22 protein-coding genes are annotated in these 22,907 nt (G+C 67.6%); 11 read left to right on the top strand and 11 right to left on the bottom strand.

The genetic code is table 11. The features are described from left to right. The first annotated feature begins 6 nt into the window (after nucleotides 1–6). The gene (locus tag AB0F44_RS16490) at nucleotides 7–429 is read left to right on the top strand and encodes an NINE protein (protein ID WP_350665339.1); all 423 of its coding nucleotides are present in this window, start codon (nucleotides 7–9) and stop codon (nucleotides 427–429) included. Between the two features lie 22 nt (nucleotides 430–451). Beyond that, nucleotides 452–850 (top strand): DUF2752 domain-containing protein, encoded by a 399-nt coding sequence (locus AB0F44_RS16485; RefSeq protein WP_357357148.1) that lies wholly within the window; start codon nucleotides 452–454, stop codon nucleotides 848–850. A gap of 43 nt (nucleotides 851–893) precedes the next feature. Here the strand turns inward: AB0F44_RS16485 and gnd are convergent, their stop codons facing one another. The 3 genes from gnd to dnaA form a co-directional block, all read right to left on the bottom strand. Next, complete coding sequence (gene gnd, locus AB0F44_RS16480; protein ID WP_350665344.1) at nucleotides 894–1,826, bottom strand: phosphogluconate dehydrogenase (NAD(+)-dependent, decarboxylating); 933 nt, start codon at nucleotides 1,824–1,826, stop codon at nucleotides 894–896. Nucleotides 1,827–1,855: 29 nt separating this feature from the next. Then, the gene (gene dnaN, locus AB0F44_RS16475; RefSeq protein WP_357357146.1) at nucleotides 1,856–2,995 is read right to left on the bottom strand and encodes a DNA polymerase III subunit beta; all 1,140 of its coding nucleotides are present in this window, start codon (nucleotides 2,993–2,995) and stop codon (nucleotides 1,856–1,858) included. 624 nt (nucleotides 2,996–3,619) lie between these two features. Next, a complete protein-coding gene (dnaA, locus tag AB0F44_RS16470; RefSeq protein WP_357357144.1) occupies nucleotides 3,620–5,350 on the bottom strand; it encodes a chromosomal replication initiator protein DnaA in 1,731 nt (576 codons plus the stop codon). A gap of 547 nt (nucleotides 5,351–5,897) precedes the next feature. On the opposite strand from dnaA, the gene rpmH reads away from it, so the two are divergent. The 5 genes from rpmH to AB0F44_RS16445 are packed head-to-tail and all read left to right on the top strand — an operon-like array spanning nucleotide 5,898 to nucleotide 8,243. Continuing rightward, nucleotides 5,898–6,035 carry a 50S ribosomal protein L34 gene (gene rpmH, locus AB0F44_RS16465; RefSeq protein WP_091044043.1) on the top strand — a complete coding sequence of 46 codons (138 nt, stop codon included), beginning with the start codon at nucleotides 5,898–5,900 and terminating at the stop codon, nucleotides 6,033–6,035. Between the two features lie 25 nt (nucleotides 6,036–6,060). Next, nucleotides 6,061–6,414, top strand: coding sequence for a ribonuclease P protein component (gene rnpA / locus AB0F44_RS16460; RefSeq protein ID WP_350665350.1), 354 nt, complete (start codon nucleotides 6,061–6,063; stop codon nucleotides 6,412–6,414). After that, on the top strand, nucleotides 6,411–6,731 hold the full coding sequence (gene yidD, locus AB0F44_RS16455; RefSeq protein ID WP_350665353.1) for a membrane protein insertion efficiency factor YidD: 321 nt from the start codon (nucleotides 6,411–6,413) through the stop codon (nucleotides 6,729–6,731). The genes rnpA and yidD overlap by 4 nt, the downstream gene beginning before the upstream one ends. A gap of 4 nt (nucleotides 6,732–6,735) precedes the next feature. After that, a complete protein-coding gene (gene yidC, locus AB0F44_RS16450; RefSeq protein ID WP_357357141.1) occupies nucleotides 6,736–7,725 on the top strand; it encodes a membrane protein insertase YidC in 990 nt (329 codons plus the stop codon). A gap of 11 nt (nucleotides 7,726–7,736) precedes the next feature. Then, entirely contained in the window at nucleotides 7,737–8,243 is a 507-nt protein-coding gene (locus AB0F44_RS16445) for a R3H domain-containing nucleic acid-binding protein (RefSeq protein WP_357357193.1), read from the top strand. An 82-nt stretch (nucleotides 8,244–8,325) separates the two neighbouring features. Here AB0F44_RS16445 and AB0F44_RS16440 read toward each other — a convergent pair whose 3' ends face one another. Both AB0F44_RS16440 and AB0F44_RS16435 read right to left on the bottom strand, forming a co-directional pair. Beyond that, entirely contained in the window at nucleotides 8,326–9,081 is a 756-nt protein-coding gene (locus tag AB0F44_RS16440; RefSeq protein ID WP_357357140.1) for a L,D-transpeptidase family protein, read from the bottom strand. A gap of 534 nt (nucleotides 9,082–9,615) precedes the next feature. Next, the gene (locus AB0F44_RS16435) at nucleotides 9,616–9,906 is read right to left on the bottom strand and encodes a GIY-YIG nuclease family protein (protein WP_357357138.1); all 291 of its coding nucleotides are present in this window, start codon (nucleotides 9,904–9,906) and stop codon (nucleotides 9,616–9,618) included. Nucleotides 9,907–10,162: 256 nt separating this feature from the next. On the opposite strand from AB0F44_RS16435, the gene rsmG reads away from it, so the two are divergent. From rsmG to AB0F44_RS16420, 3 genes are all read left to right on the top strand, one after another. Beyond that, a complete protein-coding gene (gene rsmG, locus AB0F44_RS16430; RefSeq protein ID WP_357357136.1) occupies nucleotides 10,163–10,903 on the top strand; it encodes a 16S rRNA (guanine(527)-N(7))-methyltransferase RsmG in 741 nt (246 codons plus the stop codon). Nucleotides 10,904–10,992: 89 nt separating this feature from the next. Then, nucleotides 10,993–11,985 (top strand): ParA family protein, encoded by a 993-nt coding sequence (locus AB0F44_RS16425; RefSeq protein ID WP_357357134.1) that lies wholly within the window; start codon nucleotides 10,993–10,995, stop codon nucleotides 11,983–11,985. Between the two features lie 62 nt (nucleotides 11,986–12,047). Further along, on the top strand, nucleotides 12,048–13,088 hold the full coding sequence (locus tag AB0F44_RS16420) for a ParB/RepB/Spo0J family partition protein (protein ID WP_357357132.1): 1,041 nt from the start codon (nucleotides 12,048–12,050) through the stop codon (nucleotides 13,086–13,088). A gap of 349 nt (nucleotides 13,089–13,437) precedes the next feature. On the opposite strand, the gene AB0F44_RS16415 is transcribed toward AB0F44_RS16420, so the two are convergent. Continuing rightward, nucleotides 13,438–14,754 carry a PLP-dependent aminotransferase family protein gene (locus AB0F44_RS16415; RefSeq protein WP_357357130.1) on the bottom strand — a complete coding sequence of 439 codons (1,317 nt, stop codon included), beginning with the start codon at nucleotides 14,752–14,754 and terminating at the stop codon, nucleotides 13,438–13,440. 67 nt (nucleotides 14,755–14,821) lie between these two features. Between AB0F44_RS16415 and AB0F44_RS16410 the strand changes: the two genes are divergently transcribed. After that, nucleotides 14,822–15,478, top strand: coding sequence for a GNAT family N-acetyltransferase (locus AB0F44_RS16410; RefSeq protein WP_350665373.1), 657 nt, complete (start codon nucleotides 14,822–14,824; stop codon nucleotides 15,476–15,478). 216 nt (nucleotides 15,479–15,694) lie between these two features. Here AB0F44_RS16410 and trxA read toward each other — a convergent pair whose 3' ends face one another. The 5 genes from trxA to AB0F44_RS16385 form a co-directional block, all read right to left on the bottom strand. Further along, on the bottom strand, nucleotides 15,695–16,012 hold the full coding sequence (gene trxA, locus AB0F44_RS16405) for a thioredoxin (protein WP_176883721.1): 318 nt from the start codon (nucleotides 16,010–16,012) through the stop codon (nucleotides 15,695–15,697). 137 nt (nucleotides 16,013–16,149) lie between these two features. Beyond that, on the bottom strand, nucleotides 16,150–17,124 hold the full coding sequence (trxB, locus tag AB0F44_RS16400) for a thioredoxin-disulfide reductase (RefSeq protein ID WP_350665375.1): 975 nt from the start codon (nucleotides 17,122–17,124) through the stop codon (nucleotides 16,150–16,152). Between the two features lie 94 nt (nucleotides 17,125–17,218). Then, nucleotides 17,219–18,958, bottom strand: coding sequence for a protein kinase family protein (locus tag AB0F44_RS16395; RefSeq protein WP_357357128.1), 1,740 nt, complete (start codon nucleotides 18,956–18,958; stop codon nucleotides 17,219–17,221). A 69-nt stretch (nucleotides 18,959–19,027) separates the two neighbouring features. Beyond that, complete coding sequence (gene murJ / locus AB0F44_RS16390; protein ID WP_357357126.1) at nucleotides 19,028–20,665, bottom strand: murein biosynthesis integral membrane protein MurJ; 1,638 nt, start codon at nucleotides 20,663–20,665, stop codon at nucleotides 19,028–19,030. Beyond that, nucleotides 20,662–22,851, bottom strand: coding sequence for a DUF6049 family protein (locus AB0F44_RS16385; protein ID WP_357357124.1), 2,190 nt, complete (start codon nucleotides 22,849–22,851; stop codon nucleotides 20,662–20,664). The genes murJ and AB0F44_RS16385 overlap by 4 nt, the downstream gene beginning before the upstream one ends. Between the last annotated feature and the right edge of the window lie 56 nt (nucleotides 22,852–22,907).

The following is a 22,907-nucleotide window of genomic DNA, read 5'->3' as shown; positions in this document are numbered from 1 at the left end:
GCCTGCATGACCCAGTCTCCCAACCCGTACGGCCCGCCTCCAGGGCAACCCGCCTATAGCGAGCCGGCCGGACCTTTCTATCTGTCGGTGATGGGCCAGGTCCACGGGCCGTACCCGGTCCAGCAGCTCGCTCAGATGGCGGCCGCGGGCCAGATCAAGGCGGACACCCCGGCCAGCCTCGGCACCGACCAGCAGTGGTTTCCCGTGAAACAGATCCCGGGGGTCTTCTCGAGCCGCGAGTGGCTCGTCACCCTGCTGCTCTCGATCTTCCTTGGTTCGCTCGGCGTCGACCGGTTCTACGTCGGACAGATCGGCCTCGGCGTCCTCAAGCTGATCACCTGTGGTGGCTTCGGGATCTGGACGATCATCGACATCATCCTCGTCATCGTGCGAAAGTTCCCGGATGCCGACGGCAAACCCCTCGCCTGACCTGCATCAGCGCATTGCGGCGGTGAGCTCCACGGAGGTCACCGCCGCCATCGGCGTCGGCGGGATCGTGATCGCGGCGCTCTTGCCGGCCGGCGGCATCGAGGACGGCCCGGTGCTCTGCCCGTTCCGTGCTCTCACCGGGCTGCCCTGCCCCGGCTGCGGTCTGACCCGGTCGTGGGTCTACCTGATGCACGGCGACATCGGCTCGTCGCTGGCGAGCAACTGGTTCGGACCGGTGCTCATCCTGGCGATCATCGTCCTGGCCGTGGTCTCAGTCCGCGCCCGGCTGACGCGGAGACGCCCTGCCGACCTCGACAAGCTCGTGCGAAGCCGGTTCATTCTCGGCTCCTTCGCGCTCTTCGTCGCCTACGGCGCCGTACGCCTGATCCTCACCATGACCGGAGCCATCCCCGCCATCTAACCGGTGGTCGAGCCTGTCGAGACCACCGCCCCGAGCCGAGGACTCAGGCCTCCGACTCAGAGATCACCGCGTGCCCACCGAACCCGTTGCGCATCGCAGCGATCGCCTTCATGGCGTGGTCGTCCTCCTGGCGCGAGACGAACCGCGCGAACAGCGACGCCGAGATCGCCGGCATCGGGACGGCGTTCTCGATGGCTGCCTCGACGGTCCAGCGACCCTCGCCCGAGTCGTCGGCGTAGCCTTTGATCTTGTCGAGGTGCTCGTCGGCACGCAGCTGGTCGACGAGAAGATCGAGAAGCCAGGAACGTACGACGGTGCCCGTGCGCCACGAGGCGAAGATCTCGGGGACGTTGTCGACGATGTCGACCTTGTCGAGGAGCTCCCAGCCCTCGGCGTAGGCCTGCATCATCGCGTACTCGATGCCGTTGTGAACCATCTTGGAGAAGTGGCCGGCGCCGGGCGTGACACCGCAGTGAACCAGGCCGTCCTCGGTGCCGGTCGGCTTGAGCGCCTCGAAGGCGGGCATCACCTTGGCGGCGTCCTCGTCGGAGCCGCCGTACATCAGCGCGTAGCCGTTCTGCAGACCCCAGACGCCGCCGGAGACACCGCAGTCGACGAAGCCGATGCCGTTCTCGGCCAGGCTGGCCGCGTTCTTGGCGTCGTCGGTGTACTTCGAGTTGCCGCCGTCGACCACCAGGTCGCCCTCGCCGAGGAGCTCCTTGAGCTCGGCGATCGTGGAACGCGTCGGGTCACCGGCCGGCACCATCACCCAGACCACCTTGGGGCTGGGCAGCGCCTCGACCAGCTCCGCGAGGCTCGCCACGTCAGCGAGATCGGGGTTGCGGTCGTATCCGACGACGGTGTGACCTGCCTCCCGCAGCCGGGTGCGCATGTTGCCACCCATCTTGCCGAGGCCGACGAGTCCGATGTGCATGCGAGTTCCTTCAGATCCGGTGGTCGAGCTTGTCGAGACCACCCTACGAGCGAGGTGTGAGGGGGAGAAGGTCAGGAGAGCAGGCGCCGCGGCATCAGCAGGTAGCGGAACCCCGGCTCCTCGCCGCCCTCGGCCGGCTTGCCGCTGATCACCACGGGCTTCGGAGCCTGCGTGAAGGCGAGCTCGACGACCTGCTGGTCGATGGCCTGCAGCCCGTCGAGGAGGAACTGCGGGTTGAACCCGGTGGTCAGTCCCTCGCCCTCCATGGTCGCCTCGATCGACTCGGACGCCTGGGCCTCGTCGCCGGAGCCGGCGTCGAGGGTGAGCACGCCGTCCTCGAAGACCATCTGGACCGCGGTGTTGCGCTCGGCGACCAGGGCGACGCGCTTGACCGACTCGATCAGGGAGGCCTTGTCGACCAGCGCGGTGGTGAGGTGCTCGGCCGGGAACAGGCTGCGCACCTTCGGGAACTCGCCGTCGAGGAGGCGCGTCGTGGTGCGGCGTACGCCACCCGCGGCCGCGCCCTCGAAACCGATGATGCCCTCGCCGGTGCCGGTGGTGGACAGCGCGAGGGTGACCTCGCTGCCGCTGGTCAGCGACTTGGCGGTGTCACCGAGCACCTTCGCCGGCACCAGGGCGGCCAGGCTCTCGTCGGGTGTCGCCGGGTTCCACTCGAGCTCGCGGTGGGAGAGCCGGAAGCGGTCGGTGGCGAGCAGCGAGATCGTGGAGCCCTCGATCTCGAGCCGTACTCCGGTCAGCACCGGAAGCATGTCGTCGCGACCGGCTGCGGTCACGGCCTGGGCGACGGCGTGCGCGAACAGCTCCGACTTCACCGTGCCGGCCGCGGTCGGCATCTCCGGCAGGGTCGGGTAGTCCTCGACCGGCATCGTCTGGAGGCTGAACCGCGCGCTCCCGCAGGTGAGCGAGACGCGGGCGCCGTCGGTGACCATCTCGACCGGCTTGGCCGGAAGGCTGCGGCAGATGTCGGCGAGCAGCTTGCCCGAGACCAGTGCCTTGCCCTCGTCGGCGACCTCGGCCGACAGCGTCGCCCGTGCGGAGGTCTCGTAGTCGAATGTCGAGAGCACCAGGCCCTCGTGACCCGCCTCGATCAGCAGACCTGAGAGCACCGGGGTGCTGGGGCGGACCGGAAGGCTGCGGGCAGCCCAGGCGACGGCATCCGCGAACACGTCGCGGTCGACGCGGAACTTCACGATGACCTGTCCTTCTTCTAACTCGACATCGGGGCGTTTGAGGACATGCGGTCCGGGCTGTGCTCCACCCTTTGGGGAGACGACACCGGTTCCGGAACGCCCCCGCGTTGACATGACCTGGAGTACGCATCCTGCCACGGACCGCCGACAACCGGTAAGCGCTCAGCAGTGTCGGGTCTGCACAGGCGTCCTTGTGGACTCAGCTCGCCGAGTGGGTTGTCCCCAGGGAAGGGCGTTCGTGGAATTTCACCGAGGATCCCTGGATGTAAATAGTTTCGTACGTCGTAAGAGCATCTGTGGGAAATGTGGATGACTGGCGTCTTCCCAGGTCATGCCCGGAAATGTGATTCCACAGGGGGTGTGGACGCCATGCTGAAATGACGCACGTCACTGTGGGCTGTGGAGAGTTGTGGGCCCGTTCGAGTGTTTTGTGCACAGGCCATCCCCTTTTCCATCCCATTTGAACGGCCGGTTCTCCACAGGTTCCACCCAGCCTGTGGGCTGTGGACAACTTGGGAAATCTCGTCCTGTGGGTTTTCGCCATCTCAGAACGCGGAACAGCCCAAAACGCGAAACGGCCGCCGGCCCGGAAGGGGCGGCGGCCGCGTACGACTGCTGGTTCGGTCAGGCCTGGCGGGCCTGCATCTTGACGCGGTTGGTGAGCTCGGAGACCTGGTTGAAGACGGCCCGACGCTCGGCGAGGAGCTGGTTGATCTTGCGCTCGGCGTACATGACGGTGGTGTGGTCGCGGCCGCCGAAGTGCTTGCCGATCTTGGGCAGGGAGTCCTCGGTGAGCTCGCGACACAGATACATGGCGATCTGGCGGGCCATGACGAGGTGACGCCCACGCGAGGGCCCGGTGAGCTCGTCGATCGACAGTCCGAAGTACGCCGCAGTCTGGGCGATGATCAGGCCGGCGGTGATCTCGGGCTCGCCGCCCTCGGGGATCAGGTCCTTGAGCACGATCTCGGCCAGGGTCAGATCGACGTCCTGCCGGTTGAGGTTGGCGAACGCCGTAACTCGGATCAGCGCCCCCTCGAGCTCACGGATGTTGGTCTGGATCTTGCTCGCGATGAACTCGAGCACGTCCGGCGGCGCGGTGAGGCGCTCCATGGCGGCCTTCTTCCGAAGGATCGCGATGCGGGTCTCGATGTCAGGCGGCTGGACGTCGGTGATCAGACCCCACTCGAACCGGTTGCGCAGCCGGTCCTCGAGCGCCTCGAGCCGCTTGGGTGGGCGGTCGGAGGTGAGCACGATCTGCTTGTTGGCGTTGTGGAGCGTGTTGAAGGTGTGGAAGAACTCCTCCTGAGTCTGGGTCTTCCCCTCCAAGAACTGGATGTCGTCGATCAGCAGGACGTCGACATCGCGGTATCGCCGTTTGAACCGGTCCTGCCGGTCGTCGCGGATCGCGTTGATGAACTCGTTGGTGAACTCCTCCGAGCTGACGTAGCGCACCTTCGCGCCGGAGTAGAGACTCCGCACGTAGTGGCCGATCGCGTGCAGCAGGTGGGTCTTGCCCAGACCCGACTCCCCGTAGACGAGCAGCGGGTTGTAAGCCTTGCCCGGCGCTTCGCTGACCGCGACCGCGGCCGCGTGCGGGAACCGGTTGGAGGAGCCGATGACGAACGTCTCGAAGGTGTACTTCGGGTTCAGCCGGGTCTCGAGGACGTTGTGGCTCGGCTCGCTCGCCCGCGTGGGCGGACCCGGGACGAGCGGACGCGGCGGAACCGGCTCCTCGACGGGGGCCACCGGAGGCGCCGGGGCATTTGTCGACATGTCGCCATATCCAGGACGTACGTCGTCGCGAGCCGCGGGCGGAGCCGGCTGCTGAGTGGGCGGCGGCGCGATGGGAGCCTGCGGCGCCGAGTAGGCCGCGGGCGCGCCCGGATCCTCGTGCGGCGCGGTCGCCGGCGGGATGCCGGGGATCAGGCCGGGCGAGTTGGGCGGGTAGACCGACTGATGCGGGAACGCCGACTGGTTCGGGAAGGGCGACTGCTGCTGCAGGGCAGCTGCGGCGGCCGCGTCCGCGGCGGCGATCTCGCGCTCGGAGATCATGATCGCCTGGGTGTCGGGATCCGGCGTGACGTCGAGATCGGGGTTCACGGTGACCGCGATGCGGATCTCGCGATTGAAGATCTCGCCCAGCGACCTCTCGAGGGAGCCGCGCAGGCGGCCTTCGATCTGGTTGCGGGTGAAGTCGTTGGGGACCTCGACGATCGCGGTCGACCCGTGCAGAGTGAGAGGCTCACTGTCCCGGAGCCAGGCGCGCTGGTTCGGCGGAAGCTCGGCGACCACCTTCGTCCATGCGGACTGGAGATCTGGCTGTGGTTCTGGCGCGAGGCCGGAGTGCTCCACAGGTTCCTGCCTTCCCTGATGGCTCGGGTGGGTGGTCTTTATTGATGCAGCCTGGATTCATGCAGCGGTCCGGTCTACATCCTCCACAGACTTTTCCACAAGCTGTGGAGCATCCCCGAATGTAGGCATCGGAGACCAACCGAGACACTTCGCCGTCCTCGAGAATCCGACCGTTTCGGCAGGTCAGGCGGGAAAACAAGTTCCCTGCGTGGCATCCCCCCGAATGCGGCCGATGCTCCTGACGATGTGCAGGGAAACCTCGGTAGAGGACGAAACTACCGGTTGGCGAGGGTCACGGGCAACCCGTCCTCCACAGGTGGAGGCCGAATCACAGCTGTGTGATAGGGCGCGAGTTTGACCCTGGTTTCGCCGTCCACGTACCGTTACTAGGTCCGTCGAATCTACGGGCGCCGCATGTCCACGCCTCGGTCGCCGGGGCGCGGACGGGCGGTGTTTGTTGAAACGGCCCGCCTGGAACCACCGAGGGCGACCCCATCAGACCAGCCGGCAGAGCGATGTCGGCCACCACACAACTAAGGAAGCACCCGTGAGCAAGCGTACTTACCAGCCGAACAACCGCCGCCGTCACAAGACGCACGGTTTCCGCCTGCGCATGCGCACCCGTGCCGGCCGCGCGATCCTCGCTGCGCGCCGCGGCAAGGGTCGCAAGAGCCTGACCGTCTGAGGCCGCGGCCTCAGCCACCACGCGCGTGTTGCCACGTCGCCACCGACTGGTCGATTCGTCGGGCTTCAAAGAAGCAGTACGACGGGGCAAGCGCGCGGGCTCGAAGAGCCTGGTGGTCCACCTGCTCGTCCCCGGAACGGGCTCAGCTGCCGACCGGGAGAGCGAGCCGCAGGTGGGCTTCGTGGTGAGCAAGGCCGTCGGTCCGGCCGTCGTCCGGAATCGCGTGAAGCGCAGACTGCGTCACCAGGCCCGGGAGTCCCTGAGCGGACTCCCGGGCTCTGCTGTGCTTGTGGTCCGTGCGCTTCCTGCTGCAGCCGAGGCAGACTACGACGCCCTGGGCGCCGATCTGCGGCGCTGCCTGGAGCGAGTGCTCCGATGAGTACTGCGGTCCGCGTCGTACGTGGCGGTCTCGACAAGATCAACCTCCTGGTCGCGTCCGTCCTGATCGGACTGCTTCACGTGTGGCGGACTCTGATCAGTCCGCTCTACGGCGATGTGTGCCGCTACTACCCGTCGTGCTCGGCGTACGGGCTCGAGGCCGTCAAGACTCACGGCCCCTGGCGCGGGAGCTGGCTGACGGCGCGCCGTCTGGCCCGTTGCGTCCCCTGGGCCAAGACCCGGGGCTTCGATCCCGTACCGACCAAAACCCCTGACCTGGTCCGTGTAAGCGCGGACTCCCCAAACCGAGGAGCCTGATTCCGTGGGAGCCATAGGCGATCTGTTCGGATGGATCGCAACACCGCTGTATTACGCCATCTCGGGCATCCTGCTCGTCTGGCAGAAGGCGTTCTCGTACGTCATTCCGTCTGAAGGTTGGCAGTGGGCCCTGGCCATCGTCGGCCTGACCGTGACCATCCGCGCGCTGCTGATCCCGCTGTTCGTGAAGCAGATCAACTCCAGCCGCAACATGCAGCTGCTGCAGCCGAAGGTCAAGGAGCTGCAGAAGAAGTACGGTCACGACCGCGAGAAGCTCGCCAACGAGACGATGAAGCTCTACAAGGACTCGGGCACCAACCCGTTCGCGTCCTGCCTGCCGCTGTTGCTGCAGATGCCGATCTTCTTCGTGCTGTTCCGCATGCTCGAGCACGCCTCGGACGGTGTCGGCAAGGGCTTCCTGAGCGACGCCGCCGCGCACGAGTTCGCGACGTCGACCTGGCTCGGCTCGCTGCTCTCGGACCAGTTCACGACGGCCGACCACATGAGCACGTACTTCCTCACCGGGTTCCTGGTCGTGGCGATGATCGCGACCACCTTCCTGACCCAGCGCCAGCTGATGTCGAAGAACATGCCGGCCGACGCCATGACCGGTCAGTACGCCCAGCAGCAGAAGCTGCTGCTCTACGTGCTGCCCGTCGTGTTCGCCGTCGGTGGTATCGCCTTCCCGGTCGGAACGATCCTCTACTGGACCTCCTCCAACCTGTGGACGATGGGCCAGCAGTTCTACGTGATCCGCAACAACCCCGCACCGGGGACGCCGGCGTTCGACGCCAAGCAGGAGCGCGAGCGGGAGAAGCGCCGCAAGAAGGGTCTGCCCGACGCGGAGATCGACATCGCCGAGGCCAACGAGGCGGCGGCCGAGAAGCGGCCTGCGAAGCGCACCCAGCCCAAGAGCCAGACCAGGAGCCAGCGGAAGAAGGCCGGCACGAGCGCCGGTCGCTCCACGACCCAGAAGGATGGGGGAACCAAGTGACGACTCAGGATGTGAGCGAGACCGAGACCGAGCCTGTGGAGGAGGTCAGCGAAGAGACGCGCCTCAAGCAGCTCGAGCAGGAAGGTGACATCGCGGCTGACTACCTCGAGGAGCTCCTCGACATCGCCGACCTCGATGGAGACCTCGACATGGACGTCGAGGGCGACCGTGCGGCCGTCTCGATCGTCGGTGGCGACCTGCAGCAGCTGGTCGGCCGCCACGGCGAGGTCCTGGACGCGCTCCAGGAGCTGACCCGGCTCGCGGTCTACCGCGAGACCGGCGAGCGGTCCCGCCTGATGCTCGACGTCGGTGGCTACCGTGCCGACCGTCGCTCGACGCTCATGGCGCTCGCCGAGGAGACCGTCGCGAAGGTCCAGGAGTCCGGTGCTCCGGTCTCGCTCAAGCCGATGTCGCCCTTCGAGCGGAAGGTCGTCCACGACGCCGTCGCCGCCGCCGGGCTCACCTCGGAGTCCTCGGGTGTTGAGCCGCGGCGTTACGTGGTTGTCCTGCCTGAGTGACGCTGAGACAAAGAGATCGCCCCTCGTGCCGTGTGGCACGAGGGGCGATCTCTTTGTGTTTCACGTGGAACAGGCGGTGAGCCTAGGACCAGTAGACGACGACCCGGTCACCGATGCGGATCTGGTCGAAGACCCACGCGATGGACGACTTGTTGCGGACGTTCACGCAGCCGTGGGAGCAGCCGTTGTAGCCGCGGGCGGCGAAGTCCGACGAGTAGTGCACCGCCTGGCCGCCGTTGAAGAACATCGCGTACGGCATCGGCGTGTGGTAGATCGAGGAGACGTGGTTGCGGCTCTTCCGGTAGACCTTGAACGCGCCTTCGCGGGTCTTCGTGTCCGAGCAGCCGAAGCGGGCGTCCATCGCCCGGACGATGTTGCCGCCGCGTACATAACGCATCCGGCGGTCGGTCTTGTCGACGCAGAGCACACGGCCGGTGAGGCAACGACGGTCGAGGTTGTAGAGCGCCGCGTCGGTCGGCGTGCTCGTCAGCGAGCGGAGCCGGTCGAGCGTGCGCTGGTTGACCTTGCCGGTGATCGCCAGACGCTGGTTGCGCTGGAAGACCTTCACGGCGCCTGTCGTCTTCGAGCCGTAGTTGCCAGTGACCCGGCCGCTGTAGATGCTCCGCTCCTTGAGGCGCGCCTGGATCTTGCGCACCCCGAGGCCGGTCGAGCCCTGCTGGTAGAGGACGGTGTACGCCGTGTGCAGTCCGATCTGCCCGACGGAGGTCGACGGTGCAGTGGCCTGGGCGCTGCTCGGCGCCGCGATCGAGCCCAGGGAGAATCCCAAGGCGAGGATGGTGGTGAGGAAGATCGCCACCGGGGTTCTACGGACGTTCACATCAGCTCCGTGGGTCATGGATGGTGGCCCGGTCGCACGGGCCGCTGGAGTCGCACCCCGAGTGCGACGTTCTACGACTAAGACGTTCGAGCAGCGTGCGCGGTTGCATCAGATTCACGAGGCTGCCCGCGGACTTTAGCGCACCCCACGCCCGTACGACGCCTTTACGAACCCTTCCGCGGATTCGTTGGGCTGACGTTCTTCTGGGCGCCTTCAACGGGGTGTGTTTCACGTGAAACGGGTGGTCGATCCTGTCGAGATCACGCCGTCCCGGCGAGCAGATTCGGTCGGTCATCGAGCCCGTCGAGATGACGTGGTGTGGACGAGGTTCGGTGGTCTCGACAAGCTCGACCACCGTGTCCCGGTCATCGAGCTTGTCGAGATGACCTCGTGTGGGGAGGGGCTTGGTGGTCTCGACAGGCTCGACCACCGGGTCGCCTACGTCGCACGGACGTACATGCGGTGGTCTCGACAAGCTCGACCATCGGAGTCCGGTCATCGAGCTTGTCGAGATGACCTTTCCTGCTGAGTGGGTCAGGGGTGTGGAGTCGTCGATGTGTTGGCGAGGCGTGGAAGTTCGCCGAGCTGCCCTCTGATGAGCGCGAGACGCTTCGCTCGACCCCAGTTCTGGATCTGCTTCTCCCGCATGAACGCATGCTCGACGTTGTCGTACTGCTCGTACCAGACCAACTCCACGGGGAGGCGATGTCGGGTGTACTCCGAACCGAGGCCGACGCGGTGCTCGGTGAGGCGGCGTTCGAGGTCTGTCGTGCTGCCGACGTAGAGAGTTCGGTCGGAGCAGAGAAGCATGTATGTGTAAGCCATGTCCTCATCATGAGCGCGACCACCGACAGTCCCGGAACTAGAGCTTGTCGAGACCTCGGTTCGTTCTGGAGGTCGAGCTTGTCGAGACCTCGCTGTTCAACGGCGTCGTGGTCTCGACAGGCTCGACCACCGGTGGGGTGGTGGTCTCGACAGGCTCGACCACCGGTGTAGGTCATCGAGCTTGTCGAGATGACGTCTCGCGAGGCTCGACCACCGGGAGTTCTTGGTTGTGCGTTTCACGTGAAACAGTTTGTGTGTGAGCGAGGAACGTGGGGACTTGGGTGGTCTGGGGGAGGTCGACCCTCGGGCGGAGAAGGTGTTTCCGGCTGATCGGCTCGAGCTCGCCGAGAGGTACGCCGCCTGGCTGGCTGACGCGGGGGTCGTGCGGGGTCTGATCGGGCCGCGGGAGGTTCCGCGGCTGTGGGATCGGCACATCCTCAACTGCGCCGTGCTGGGGGAGGTGATCCCTGAGGGCGTCGCGGTGGCGGACATCGGGTCTGGTGCTGGACTCCCCGGCTTGGTCCTCGCGATCGCCCGCCCGGATCTGCAGATCACGCTGATCGAGCCGTTGCTGCGGCGTACGACCTTTCTCGAGGAGGTCGCCGAGGATCTCGGGCTCGAGAACGTGTCGGTGCTGCGGGGGAGGGCGGATGCCTTCCATGGCGAGCTCGGGTTCGATGTGGTGACCTCGCGAGCCGTCGCCGGCCTGGGGAAGTTGCTCGACTGGTCGATGCCGTTGGTCGTCCCCACCGGAGCGCTCGTCGCGATGAAGGGGTCGAGCATCGAGGCGGAGATCGACGAGGCCGATCCGGCGCTGAAGAAGTGGGGATGCGCGCCGCCGACGGTCTCCGAGCTCGGTGTAGGCGTTTTGGAGACGACAACTGTCGCGGTTCGGGTGGTTTGGTCGGATCCCGCACGGGTAGATTGGCCGCCGGTCCCGAAGGGCGGCCAGAAGGGGCCCAAGGGCGGGTCTCGAAAGAAGAAGCGCCGCCGCTGAAGGTGGTCGAGCTTGTCGAGACCACGAGATTTCGGGCGCGAGACGTCATCTCGACAAGCTCGATGACCGAACGATGAGGATGAGGAAACATGCCGTACGACGACGAGAGCGCTCAGAACGCCGTTTCACGTGAAACCGACGAACCGGTGTCGATCAGGCTCCGTACGGCCGGGGACATCGCGTCCTTCGAGAACGACTACGCCACAGAGGCGACGCCGCTGGCAGCCGCTGCCGAGCACACGCTCCTGGCGCGTGGCGCGGCGGGCAACCGGCCGCCGCTGCCGCGCCCGGCGAGCACGCGCGTGATCGTCTCCGCCAACCAGAAGGGCGGCGTCGGCAAGACCACCTCGACGGTGAACATCGCCGCGGCTCTGGCCCAGCTCGGCCAGAAGGTTCTGGTCATCGACCTCGACCCGCAGGGCAACGCCTGCACGGCGTTCGACGTGGACCACTTCCAGGGCACCCCGGGGACGTACGAGGTCCTGGTCGAGGGGGCCCCGCTCGAGAACGTCGTGGTGCCGGTCCCGAAGCTCGAGGGCCTCGAGCTGGTGCCGGCGACCATCGACCTGGCCGGCGCCGAGGTCGAGCTCGTCGAGGAGGGCGGACGTGAGCAGCGTCTGAAGGAGGCGCTGGCGAGGTCTCCCCGTGTGGGGAACTCGGAGGACCGATGGGACTACGTCCTCATCGACTGCCCGCCGTCGCTGGGCCTGCTCACGGTCAACGCGCTCGTCGCGAGCACCGAGGTGATGATCCCGATCCAGGCGGAGTACTACGCGCTGGAGGGTCTGGGTCAGCTCCTCAAGACCGTCGAGATGGTGCGTGCCGCATTGAACCCGACGCTCAAGGTCTCCTCGATGCTGATCACGATGTACGACGCCCGCACCCGCCTCGCGTCGCAGGTCGCCGAGGAGGTGCGCGAGCACTTCGGCGACACGGTCATGCGCACGTTCATCCCCCGCGCCGTGCGCGTGTCCGAGGCGCCGTCGTTCGGGCAGACGGTGATGACGTACGACCCCGGCTCGCCGGGTGCGCTGAGCTATCTCGAGGCGGCTAAGGAGCTCGCCAAACAGAGCGAGCACTGAGGTGATCGAGCTTGTCGAGATCACCATCATGCAGCACGGAACTGACAATGGGGGACACAGAAATGAGTAAGCAGCCGCCGAAGCGTGGCCTCGGACGAGGTCTGGGCTCGCTGATCCCGACCGCTCCGCCAGCTGGCGGAAACGGGTCGGCGGACAGCACTTCTGTCCAGCTGGACGTCCGGCATTCGGACCTTTCCGCTGGAGCGACTTCTGGCCCATCCGTGGACCCCAGGTCCACCGACTCGGCGGAAGGCCGCCAGATCGAGAATTCGGATCTGGCGCCCGTCGACGGCGCATATTTCGCCGAGCTGCCGGTCACTCAGATCCACCCCAACCATGTGCAGCCTCGTCAGGTCTTCGACGAGGATGCGATGGCCGAACTGGTCCATTCGATCAACGAAATCGGCCTTCTGCAGCCGATCGTCGTCCGGAAAGTGGCGGCCGACTCCTACGAGCTGGTCATGGGCGAGCGCCGGTGGCGCGCCACCCAGCAGGCCGGCCTCGATGTCATCCCCGCGATCGTCCGCGAGACCGACGACACCGACATGCTCCGGGACGCGCTCCTGGAGAACCTGCACCGCTCCCAGCTGAACCCCCTCGAAGAGGCGGCCGCCTACCAGCAGCTGCTCAACGACTTCGAGTGCACCCACGACGAGCTGGCCCAGCGGATCGGTCGGTCGCGGCCGCAGATCTCCAACACGATCCGGCTCCTGAAGCTGTCCCCGTCGGTCCAGCGCCGGGTCGCCGCCGGCGTGCTCTCGGCCGGTCACGCCCGAGCGCTGCTCGCGGTCGACGGCGAGGCGCAGCAGGACAAGCTCGCTCAGAAGGTGGTCGCGGAGGGCATCTCCGTACGCGGCCTCGAGGAGATCGTCGCCCTGGGCGATCCTGAGGGCGACGCCTTCGCCACGCCGCGCGTGCGGCGAGCCAAGCCGACTGCTCCTGGGCTCAAGGAGATCTCCGACAAGCTCTCGGACCGCTTCGACACCCGGGTCAAGGTCGATCTGGGGCGCTCCAAGGGAAAGATCACCGTCGAGTTCGCCACGCTGGACGACCTTCGCCGGATCGTCGAGCTGATGTCGCCCGCCCCCGACGAATCCATTTAGGCATTAAGCGCTAAAGCGCTTTGTCGACAAATAGATTTCTAGCCGGTTCATCGGGGTCATCGAGCCTGTCGAGATGACCTTGCGCCAGGACACGGTGGTCTCGACAAGCTCGACCACCGGGAGTGCCCGGTCATCGAGCTTGTCGAGATGACGGCGGTAGCGAGACGGGTGGTCTCGACAGGCTCGACCACCGGTGACGTCCGGTCATCGAGCTTGTCGAGATGACGGCGGTAGCGAGACGGGTGGTCTCGACAGGCTCGACCACCGGTGACGTCCGGTCATCGAGCCTGTCGAGATGACCCTGTGAGCAGACGGGTGGTCTCGACAGGCTCGACCACCGGCGACTGAACTACTGCGTGTTCGTCGAGGGGTGCTCGGCGCCGCGGATGGGGAGGCCGGGGATGGGGCCGGTGGCACCGAACGTCTCCAGGAGTTCCATCTCGGCCTCGATGACACCCGCCAGGCGACGTACGCCTTCTCGGATCCGCTCCGGGGTGGGATAGCAGTAGGAGATCCGCATCGAGGAGGCTCCGAAGCCGTCAGCGAAGAAGCCGGTGCCGGGGACGAATGCCACTCGCGAGGTGACCGCGCGCGGCAGCATCGCCTTGCTGTCGATGCCGGAGGGGAGCGTCAGCCAGACGAAGAAGCCGCCGTCGGGCTTGGTCCACGTGCAGGCCGCGGGCATGTAGGCCTCGAGCGCGTCGAGCATGGCGTCGCGGCGCTCGCGGTACATCTCCCGCATCTGCTTGATCTGGCCCTGCCAGTCGTGGTTCGAGAGGTAGGCGGAGACGGCCATCTGGTTGAACGGCGGCGGACAGAGCGTCGCGGACTCCTGGGCGAGGACCAGCTTCTCGCGGATCGCGGAGGGCGCCAGTGCCCAGCCGACTCGAAGGCCGGGGGAGAACGTCTTGGAGAAGGAGCCGAGGTAGATGACACCCGGGTCCTGGGCGCGCATTGCCGGGCGGGGCTCGTCGTCGAAGCCCAGGAGGCCGTACGGATTGTCCTCGAGGACCAGGATGTCGTGGCGCCGGCAGATCTCGAGGATCTCGGTGCGGCGCTCGGGCGTCATGGTGACGCCGGTCGGGTTCTGGAAGTTCGGGATCGTGTAGAGGAACTTCACCTTGCGGCCGGAAGCCTTGGTGGCGACGATCGCCTGCTCGAGCGCGCTCGGGATCAGGCCGCTGGCGTCGACCTCGGCGTGCACGATGTCGCACTGGTAGCCCTTGAAGACACCAAGTGCCCCGACGTACGAGGGGGCCTCGCAGATCACCACGTCGCCGGGGTCGCAGAAGACGCGGGTGACCAGGTCGACGGCCTGCTGGGAGCCGACGGTGACGACGACGTCGTCGGGGTGGGCCTCGATGCCCTCCAGGCGCATGACCTCGCAGATCTGCTCACGCAGGACGGGATCGCCCTGGCCACCGCCGTACTGCAGCGCGGTCGGCCCCTGGGTCAGGATGAGGTCCTTGATCGAGTCGCCGACCACGTCCAGCGGGAGGCTGGAGATGTTGGGCATGCCGCCTGCGAGCGAGACCACCTCGGGCCTGGCTGCCACGGCGAAGAGGGCCCGGACCTCCGAGACCGTCATGCCTGCCGTGCGCGCGGCGTACCGGTCCGCGTACGGGTCGAGGCGGGATGATGTTGCGCGCTGGGGAAGATCAGTCATGGTGTCACCATCATGAAGGATCGCATACGCTGGTGACAGACCCTTAACCCAGGATCAATGGTGAGACATGGCACGCCGCATCCTGCCCCTGACGCTGGATCTCTTCGCCGAGGTCCCGGCGCCGTGCCGCGCCTGCCTGTTCTGGGAGCGCGACCCCGTCGGTCATCGCCGCGTCGACTCCTCGGAGACGATCGGGGTCAAGGAGGCGTGGATCTCCGAGGTGCTCCGCGAATGGGGCTCGTGCGGACGCGTGGCCGTGGTGGACGGTACGCCGGCAGGATTCGTGCTCTACGCGCCGCCGGTCTTCGTCCCACGGGTCGCCTCGTTCCCGTCCGGACCGGTCTCCGCCGATGCCGTCCTGATGACCACGGTGTGGATCGACCCGCGTCGCGCCGGTGGCGGGATCGGCCGCATGCTGGTGCAGGGAATGGCCCGTGACCTGGTCCAACGCGGTCAGTTCCGGGCGATCGAGGCCTTCGGCGACGTGGGGCCGCTGAGCGGGATCCACGGTCGGCGCTGTGCTGCCCCGGCCGACTTCCTGGGCCGGGTCGGGTTCAAGACCCACCGAGACCACCCCACCGTGCCGCGGATGCGGATGGACCTGAAGCAGACCGTCACCTGGATCGACGACTTCGAGTCGGCCTGGGAGCGGCTGCGGGAGGTCGTACGTCCACGCAGCCACCCGTCCCCGGCCTCCACCGAGCTGCACCGCGACGGCGAGTGAATGTTTCCCGTGAAACGTGCGGTGGTCGAGCCTGTCGAGACCACGAACCCACCCGGTGGTCGAGCCTGTCGAGACCACCAGAACTGCAATCTCGGCCACCACTAGTGCCAACTCGCCCGCCACAACTGACGTCTCGGCCGACGCAAGTGACGTCTCGGCGAAATGACGATGGCCCGCCACCCCAACGGGTGGCGGGCCATCGTGTGACAGTTGGTGTCAGCCGATGAACTCCTGCAGCTCCTTGAGGAGCGCGGCCTTCGGCTTGGCGCCGACGATGGACTTCACGACCTCGCCGCCCTGGTAGACGTTGATGGTCGGGATGCCGGTCACGCGGTAGGTGGAGGGGGTGACCGGGTTCTCGTCGACGTTCATCTTGGTGAAGGTGACCTTGTCACCGTGCTCGCCGGCGAGCTCCTCGAGGATCGGGGAGACCTGACGGCACGGGCCGCACCACTCGGCCCAGAAGTCGACCAGGACGGGCTTGTCGGACTTCAGAACGGTCGAGTCGAACTCGGCGTCGGTCACGGCGGTCATGTTGTCAGCCACGATGGGTTCCTTCTTCGGTAGGGACGTGTTTGGGGAGGTCTGTGGTCAGAACGCTGGGCAGGTGTTGCACATTCCCGGCGCCACGGTGGTCGAGCTTGTCGAGACCACCACCGTAAAGGCACGGCTCAGGCCGAGACGGCAGCCGCCTCGGCGTGGGCCTGGTGGGCGAGGAACTTCTCCGCGTCGAGCGCGGCCTGGCAACCGGTGCCGGCAGCGGTGATCGCCTGACGGTAGACGTGGTCGACCAGGTCACCGGCGGCGAAGACGCCCTCGATGTTGGTGGCGGTGGTGCCGTCCTTGGTGAGGACGTAGCCGTCGTCGTCGAGGTCGACCTGCCCGGTGAGCAGCTCGGACCGCGGAATGTGGCCGATCGCGATGAACAGGCCGGCGCACTCGAGGTCGCGCAGCTCACCGGTCTTGGTGTCCTTGACGGTGATGCTCTCCACGGAGAGCTCGCCGTTGATGGACTCGACCACCGAGTTCCAGGCGATCTCGAGCTTCGGGTCTGCGAAGGCGCGCTCCTGCATGATCTTGGAGGCGCGCAGCTCGTCGCGGCGTACGAGCAGGGTGACCGAGGAGCCGAAGCGGGTCAGGAAGAGGGCCTCCTCCAGGGCGGAGTCGCCGCCGCCGACGACCACGATGGGCTTCTGGCGGAAGAAGAAGCCGTCGCAGGTGGCACACCAGGAGACGCCCTTGCCGGAGAGCTCGTCCTCGCGGGGCAGGCCGAGCTTCTTGTAGCCCGAGCCGGTCGCGAGGATGACGGACTTCGCGTAGTGGGTGTCGGTCGCGGTCTTGATGACCTTCACCGGGCCGGTCAGGTCCATCTCGATCACGTCGTCGGGCTCGAGCTCGGCACCGAAGCGCTCCGCCTGGGCACGCATGTTGTCCATCAGCTCCGGACCCATGATGCCGTCACGGAAACCGGGGAAGTTCTCCACGTCGGTGGTGTTCATCAGGGCACCGCCGGCGGTCACCGACCCCTCGAAGACGAGCGGCTGCAGTCCGGCGCGGGCGCTGTAGACCGCTGCGGTGTAGCCCGACGGGCCGGAACCCACGACGATCACGTTGCGGGGGTCGGTCAGGGACGACGGGGTCGGCATCTTGAGGCTCCTCAGGTGTGGCTGGCGAACTGCACAACAGATCGTAGGCCACGTACATTCCAGGGCCCTGAACGCCGAGAGATCCCGGCTCGGGTCAGGAGACGGAGGTGCCGAGGACCTGGACTTCCTTGACCTCGGTGCGGTAGCCGCCGTCGACCTGAGGCAGACCAGTCATCCACACGAGTACGTAGCTGCCCTCGGGGGCGTCCTCGACCTTGATCTCACCCTCGGTGCCGACGCTGCCCTTGGCGGCGGGAGCGCCGCTGGGGTCGTCTGTCCACGGGGAGTCGCCGACGAAGATCTCGATGTCGGTGGGCTCACCGATCATGTTGAACTTCAGGGAGTCGATTGCGTACTCGCCCTTGAGGTTGAGCACCAGCCCGACACCGGGCTTGAGCGAGCGCGGACCGTCGCCGATCTGGTCGTTGTATCGGGCCGTACGCCACGCCAGCCCGTTCGTGTCACCGTCGACCACCAGGTCGACGAGGTCCGGCGTCTCGGTGGGCGGGTCGCCGTGGGGGTCGAGGTCCTTGGCGGTGATGCCCTTGATGGGGGTCGGCTTGGCCTCAGCCGTGGTGTCGCCGCCGTTGTTGCCGGTGCCGGGGTTCTCGGCGGTCGTGTCGGGGTCGTCGCCGATGATGTTCCAGGCGATCGAGCCGGCGATGAGGACCAGCACCACGAGGGCGACGCCCATGGCGATGCGGAGCCAGCTGGCGCCGGGCTTGTCGTTGTAGTCCGGCTCCTCGGCGATCGGTACGTTGGCGCCGGTCCACGAGCCCTGCCAGCCGTTGTAGGAGGCATCCGGGGCCACCGGCCGCCGGGCGGCGGCGGGGGGAGCCTGCTGTGGGCGCTGCGGCGGTACGTAGCCCGGGGTCTCGTCGGCGAACAGCGGCTTCGACGGGGTCGGATCCTGCATCGGCGGCGGGGAGGACGGACGCTGCCGCTGGGGGCGTACGGCATCGGGGGCCACGCCAATGGCGTTCGACGCGGCCTGTGCCTCGGCCGGCTCGAGCGTCGGCGGGGCCATCGCCTGGGTTTCCTCGTCGATGGCGGCGGGCCGGTTGAGCGGCGCGGTGGGCTCACCGGAGAAGCCGGCGAGCGCGGAGTGCAGCTCGGCCGCGGTCAGCGGCGGCATGTCGGCGCCGCTGCCCAGCACCCGGTCGCACAGGTCGTCGAGCGGACGCGGGACACCGGCGCGTACCTGCCGGGGACGGAGCACGCGGCCGTGGTCGCGGGGCGCGGGAGGCATCGAGGACAGGGTCTCGCCGGCCCACTTGCCGGTCAGGGCGGCGTAGAGGACACCGACGGCGTCGACCCGGTCGCGCCGCTGGGAGTCACGCGTGTCGGGGTCGATCCCGTGCAGCGCGGCGTCGACACCGAAGCCGATGACACGCACCGCGCCGAGGTCGTCGAGCAGCACGGCCTCGGGGTTGAGCCGGCCGTGGGCGTGGCCCTGATCGTGGGCCAGGACCAGCAGGTCGGCGACCTCGGAGGCGATCCAGGCGGCCTGCTGCGGTGGCAGCGGGCCACCGGCGGCCAGCGCGTTCTCCAGCGACGAGCCCTCGCCCCACTCGTTGACGACGTACGCCACCTGGTCGGTCTGGGCGGCGTCGAGGACGCGCAGCATCCGGGGGTCACCGACGGCAGCGGAGTTGCGGGCCGCGGCCATCAGGCGCGGCGCGCGCTCGTCGCGGGCGTCGAGGACGTGCACTGCAACCGGGCGCCCGAGCACCGCGTCCTGGGCGCGCCAGAAGCGTCCCTCGCGGGACTCGCTGAGCAGATCCGTCAGCTGGTATCTGCCGGCGAGGACGTCGCCTGATTGCGTGAACTCCATATCGGACCCATTCTTTCAGACCGTGCCAGACAGTGAGGCGGCTGTCCGATGGTGGTCAAGGACTGGTGCTCAACGACGCAGCCGTCGGGCGACCTGTTGCACCATCGTGGTCAGCTCCTTGACCTGGGCAGCCTGCGCCCCGAGGAGCAGCATGCCGAGATGCAGCGCCCCGACGATAGCGGCCCCGATCAAGGCCAGCACCATCGTCGGCTCGTCGTTGATCATGCCCAGCGCCGTGCGGAGCAGCCATGCGGCAGCAGCGGCGACCGCAGTCACCATGACCAGGCGGGCGAGGAACCCGAGCAGCCCGCGACCGTCCAGGTCTCCGAGCGTGCGCTTGAGCACGACGTACGAGACGACGGAGCCGACCAGGTAGGACAGCGTGTAGGCGCCGGCGAGCGCGGGCGCGGTGTACTCAGCGGAGACGGCCCTGGTCAGCAGCACCGCGGCGACGATGTTGGTGGTGGCGACCGAGCACTGGATGAAGAAGACGGTGCGGTTCTTCTCCAGCGAGTAGAAGCCGCGCAGCAGCAGGTAGTGGATCGTGAAGAACACCAGCCCGGCGGCGAAGATCGACAGCGTCGGGGCGTACTCCTGGAACGCGTCGGCGCCGGCGCCGTAGCCGAACAGGATGTGCGCGATGTCCTCGGAGAGCACCGGGAGCAGCGCGGCGATCGGGATGACGATGGCGAGCGCGTTGCGCAGTTGGTGAGACAGCGTACGTCCCAGCTCGGGCAGCTCGCCGGCGGCGCCGTAGCGCGACAGGAGCGGCAGGATCGCCGTCGCCAGGGAGACGGTGATGATCGAGTGGGGCACCTGGGTGACCAGGAAGCTGTTGGAGTAGACGGTGTAACCGGTGCCGCCCGCGGCCGAACCGGTCGAGGCCAGCCGCGTCACGATCGTGTACGCGACCTGGTTCACGACCACGAAGAGCACCGTCCACATGCCCAGCTTCGCGGTCTGCGAGAGCCCGGCGCCGCGGAAGTCGAAGCGGGGGCGGAAGCGTACGCCCACCTTGTGCAGCACCGGCAGGAGCAGCAGGAACTGGAGAACGATGCCGAGGGTCGAGCCCAGACCCAGGAGGATCTCCTGGCCGGTGGTGAAGCCACCGACGTCGGAGGGACCGAAGACGACGAGGTAGATCACCAGGGTCGAGATCGCGATGATGTTGTTGGCGATCGGGGCCCACATCATCGGGCCGAAGCTGCCGCGGGCGTTGAGCACCTGTCCGACCAGCACGAACATCCCGTAGAAGAAGACCTGCGGTAGGCACCAGCGGGCGAAGTCGATGGCCGACTCGAGCTGGGCCTCGTGATCGGCGTTGTACCAGTCGGCGCCGAGGTAGAGGCGCATCAGCAGCGGCGCGCCGATCACCAGGAGGATCGTGACGACACCGAGGAAGAGCCCGGCGAGCGTGATGATCCGGTCGGTGTAGGCGGTCCCGCCGTCCTCGTCGTTCTTCTGCGCCTTCACCAGCTGCGGCACGAGCACCGCGTTGAAGACACCGCCCGCCAACAGGATGTAGAGCATGTTGGGCACGGTGTTGGCGATGTTGAAGACATCGGCGTGCAGCCCGGAACCGAGGGCGGCGACGAGGAGCGCTGAGCGGATGAACCCGCTGGCCCGGGAGAAGAGCGTCCCCGCGGCCATCACCGCGCTGTTGGCCAGGACCGAGCCTCCGCCGGACTTCTGCTCGGTGGCTGTCACAACACTCCTGACGTACGTGCTTTCTTGGCCTTCATGATGCGCCGGGTGAGACGCACGGCGATCGCCGCGAAGAGTAGCGCGCAGCCGGTCCCGACGAACCACCAGATCACTCCGCTCACCTGCGAGGGGCGGATCGGGACGGAGGCGTGGGCGCCCAGCGGGTTGCCCTTGGTGTCGGTGACGACGATCAGGGCGGTGTGGGTGCCGGTGTCGCGCATGCTCGCGGCGAGGTTGAAGCTGGCCTTGGAGTTGGCGTCGAGCTGGACGGGCTCGGAGGTCGCGACCCGCAGCGACTCGTCGGTCATCGCGTCCAGCCGCACCGTGACGGGCTCGTCGAGCTCGTTGCTCAGGGTGACCTGGAACTCGCCGCCCTTCATGCTGGAGAGGATCACCTTCGGCGGTACGTCCACGGTGACCGAGCTCAGCTCGGAGCTGACCTGGCTCAGCGCGTCGGCAGCCGGGTCGGCGTCGTCCTTGCGGGCGGAGTAGGAGGTCGTGGTCAGGGCCTCGTTGACGATGTCGGAGGCGACCTCGTCGTTGTGGGTCAGGATCCGCTGCAGCATCTCGCCTGCGCCGATGAGCTCGTTGGCCGTGTCGATCCGGTCGGTGGAGATCTCGGCCTTCATCTCGCGGCGTGGGTAGCGGAGCTTGTCGGCGGTGATCGACGTCGGCTTGTGCCCGGCTACGGCCTCGTCCAGCGTCGAGGACGCGATCCAGGCGGCGTTGTTCCACGGGGTGACGAACGAGGCCGCGGTCTGCGGAGGGTGCCAGCCGTCGGGGATGACCGCGACGAGCGGCTTGCCGGAGCCGCGGAGCAGGGCCGCCTCGGAGGCGAGACGCTGGCGTACCGAGATCGCGTCGATGGGGTCGTTGGGTCCGGGCCCGCCCGCCGCGGCGCCGGAGGAGGTCACGATCATCTGGTGGCCGTCGAGGTCGGCAACGACCGGCTTGGTGCCACGGAACATCCTGTCGCTGACCAGGTTGACCGCCCCCGGCTCGAGCAGGTTGACCGCGGCGCGGTCGAGGTAGCCGGTCGGCGGGGCGACTGCCGAGGTCGCCTTGATGCCGAGCTCGGCGAGCGACTGGGCGGTGTGCTCACGAGCCGTGGCCAGCAGGTCGGGGTCGGTGGTGGCGAGCGCGGACAGGTCCGGGTCGGCGTACGGGAGGGCGAGCAGGTTGTGGCCGGCGAGAGCGTCCTCGAGGCGACCCAGCCAGACCGTCGCGGCCTTCTGCGCGGCCTCGGCCTCCTCGTCGATCGCCTTCTCGGCGTCGGTGTCGGTGCTGGGCGAGGGGCTCGGCACCAGCGCCGAGGCCGAGGGCGACGCACTCTGGCTCCCGCTCTCCTCCGGCTCCTCCTCGCCCTCGTCGGTCGGCGCCAGGTTGCGGGCGGGGTTGCCCTCGGCGAGGTTGCGTACGGCATCGATCAGCGCGGGGTCGATGGCCCAGGTCAGGTCGGGCATCTCGGCGCCGGTCTCGAGCATCCGGAAGAGGCGTCCGCCGGCGCCCAGGTCGCGGGTCCAGCCCGGAAGGTAGTTCACGCTGCCGTCGCCGTTGTAGACCACGCTGCGCCGCAGCGGCATGACCAGCGAGACCTTCTCAGCCTTGGCCTTCTTGTTGGGCTCCTTGACCAGCGGAAGGAAGGTGCGTGCCCGGCCGTCGGCGGTGTTCGGCGTCGTGGCGCCCAGCGCGTGGACCCCGAACCAGTAGACCCCGGCCTCGGTGACCTGCAGCAGCTTGCGCGGCACCGAGAGCGACCACGAGTAGGTCTCACCGGGCGCGAGATCGGGGATCGCTGCGTACGTCCCCTCGGTCACGATCCGCTCGCCGACCAGGGAGTCCGCGGGCATCTTGGCGGCCTCGGCCAGCTCCGCGGAGGTGGTCATCGGCGTGTCGCCGACGAACGGGTAGACCTTGACGCCGTGCCACTCCTCCTGAGTGGTGTTGGTGATCTTGCCGCCCACGGTGATCCGGCCCTTGGTGCGGCCGTCGAGGCTGACCGTGTCGAGCTGGTCGATGCTCATCGCCAGCGGGTCAGGCTCATCGGGCTCCTCCGCGGCCCGGGCCGGAGCGGCCAGCGTGGTCGCGGAGAGCATCAGCAGAAGGGGTGCCAGCAGCACCAGGACGAGTGCGGCGGTGACTCGCCCACGTGGCCGTGGCGGCCTCGCCTGATGCTGGCGGACTGGCATGACTTCGAGAATATCTTTCAGGGGGTGCGGTCCTCGTAGACTGCGGCGTTGTGTCC

The sequence above is a fragment of the Nocardioides sp. NPDC023903 genome, from assembly GCF_040639295.1.
Lineage (GTDB): Bacteria > Actinomycetota > Actinomycetes > Propionibacteriales > Nocardioidaceae > Nocardioides.
The sequence above is the reverse complement of the archived record's forward strand: the minus strand, read 5'-3'. Positions and strand labels throughout refer to the sequence as shown.